Origin of the sequence: Variovorax sp. GrIS 2.14 (assembly GCF_046115955.1) — a bacterium.
In the GTDB taxonomy this organism is placed as follows: Bacteria; Pseudomonadota; Gammaproteobacteria; order Burkholderiales; family Burkholderiaceae_C; genus Variovorax.
Genome location: NZ_JBJXIA010000081.1, coordinates 1 through 2,351 on the forward strand (window position 1 = coordinate 1; position 2,351 = coordinate 2,351).

Consider the following 2,351-nt stretch of genomic DNA (forward strand, 5'->3'; position numbering starts at 1 on the left):
TGGGTCAACAACCCGGAGCACTATTACCGCTCTGTCACCGCACACGGCACTGTCATGGCTTACGTGATGCCGACCCTTGTTGCAATGGGCTTTGGGTACGCGATCACAGAACTGGCTCTAAAGAAACCTTTAATCGGCTTGAGGTGGGCTTGGGTGGGATTCTGGCTCGTGATCGCTGGCACTGCCTTGGCTTCGGCGACCATGGCGCTGGGCCGGGCGTCGGTGCTGTACACCTTCTATCCGCCGATGATCGCTAGCCCCTTCTACTACCTGGGCGTCGTGCTGGTGGTCGTCGGATCGTGGATCTGGGTGGGCTTGATGTCGATCAACTTGCGGGCCTGGAAAAAAGAAAATCCGGGTTCCGCCGTGCCTCTGGCCATGTTTGGCAACGTTGCAGGCGCGTACCTGTGGGCTTGGACGTCGGTGGGAGCAGCCGTCGAGATTCTGGTGTTGATACTGCCGGCCGCGCTAGGCTTCACGGACACGATCAACGCCGGATTGGCCCGCGTCTTCTTTTCGTGGACGCTGCATGCCATTGTCTACTTCTGGCTGATGCCGGCCTACATCGCTTTTTACACGATGGTGCCGCGCGCGATTGGCGGACGGCTCTACAGCGACAGCATGGCGCGCATCGCCTTCGTTCTTTTCCTGGTCTTTTCAATGCCCATCGGCATTCACCACCTGTTTGCCGATCCGCAAGTGGGTGCGGGTTTCAAGTTCGTCCACGCCGCAATGACGGCGATGGTCTCCGTGCCAACCCTGTTGACCGTCTTTACGATCGTTGCCTCTGTCGAGATCGCTGGCAGGCTGCGCGGCGGCAAGGGGCTGTTCGGCTGGGTCAAGGCGCTGCCGTGGGCAAATCCCATGATGCTGGCCGTGACGTTCTCCTTCATCATGCTGGGCTTCGGAGGGGCAGGCGGCATCATCAACATGAGCTATCAGCTCAACGAAACCATCCACAACACGCAGTGGGTCACCGGTCACTTCCATCTCATCTTCGCCGGCGCGATCGTGATCATGTACTTCATGGTCGCCTACGAACTGTGGCCACAACTCACGGGCTGCGCGCCACTGCCGCAGCGACTGATGAAAACCCAGCTGTGGCTTTGGTTCGTCGGAATGATGGTGCTCTCGATGCCTTGGCATCTTGTCGGCCTCCTCGGCATGCCGCGACGCATGGCTTACTACGACTACACGCATCCTGAGATCCAGTCCCAAGCCTGGACGGTCATCGCCTCGACCGTGGGCGGGCTGCTGCTTGTGATCTCTGCTGTGCTCTTGATCTACATACTGGCAATGGCGCACCGGCGCAAGGCGGGCGAAGCCTTCGATGCGAGGCCTTTTACGTTCAGTCGCGCCGCGCACCCGTCGGATCATGCCCCCGCCTTGCTCAACGGCTTCGGCCTTTGGGTGGCAATGATGATCGGCCTGACGGTCGTGAACTACGGATACCCGATTGCGCAACTGACAATGCTCAAGGAGGCGTCGGTGCCCGTTATTCCCATCGGGAGCCGCTGATGACAGAACATGAAGGCCTCACCTGGCGCAATCCCTGGTTTAGACGCAGCGTGGTTTCTCTTGTCCTGCTGACGCTAGGCGCGTTTCTGGTGGGCTTCGTCTGGCTTCCGTCAGTGCACGGCGACTTCACTGCCGAAGGGCTTTGGGCGAGCATCTGCCAGGCGGCAGGAGTCCCTTCCAAGTCGTCGGCAAGCGCGCTCGACAGTAAACACGGACCTCTGTCGACCGAGGTTGTGCTGGAGCGCTCGATGGCACGCGCAGGCGCGAGCGACGCCGTAGGCCGCGGAGCAACCCTCGCGCTGAACTGCACCATGTGTCATGGAGCCCAAGGCATGAGCGTCTCGAATGCACCCAATCTCGCTGGACAGTACCCGGAGGTGGTCATGAAGCAACTCGAGGACTACAAAGGCGGTCAACGCCGCAACTCTGTCATGCAAGCGCTGGCTCGCAGCCTCTCGCAGCGCGATATCGAAGACCTCGCCGCGTACTACGCCTATCTTCCAAAAGCGCGTACCGCACCCACTACCTATGACGAGCAGCTTCCCGCGCTGGTGCGCGTGGGTGATCCCATGCGTAACATCGCGCCCTGCATTTCATGCCACGGGGGCGTGGATCAGAAGCTAGGCACGCCTTGGCTCGAAGGAATGCCCAAGGACTATCTTGTAGGCCAGTTGTCAGCGTTCAAGGACGCCACTCGCCGCAACGACTCTCAGGCGCAGATGCGGAACATGGTTCGCGCCATGACAGAGGCGGAGATCCAAGACGTTGCGGCGTTCTACGCGCGAAAAGCAAGCGCCGGCGAAAAATAAACGATGCAGACGCCGTTGCTCAGC

At 60.3% G+C, this 2,351-nt stretch carries 2 protein-coding genes; both read left to right on the top strand.

Annotated elements, in window-relative coordinates; translation table 11 throughout:
* On the top strand, window positions 1-1,518 hold a 1,518-nt coding region (locus tag RCH10_RS27515), incomplete at its 5' end, for a cbb3-type cytochrome c oxidase subunit I (protein ID WP_409054830.1).
* Entirely contained in the window at window positions 1,518-2,327 is an 810-nt protein-coding gene (locus tag RCH10_RS27520) for a c-type cytochrome (RefSeq protein ID WP_409054831.1), read from the top strand. The genes RCH10_RS27515 and RCH10_RS27520, both read left to right, overlap by 1 nt.
* The last annotated feature ends 24 nt before the right edge of the window (window positions 2,328-2,351 follow it).

Bases quoted from the DNA above. Each gene is read 5' to 3' on its own strand.
- RCH10_RS27520 (WP_409054831.1), top strand. From the start codon at position 1,518: ATGACAGAACATGAAGGCCTCACCTGGCGCAATCCCTGGTTTAGACGC.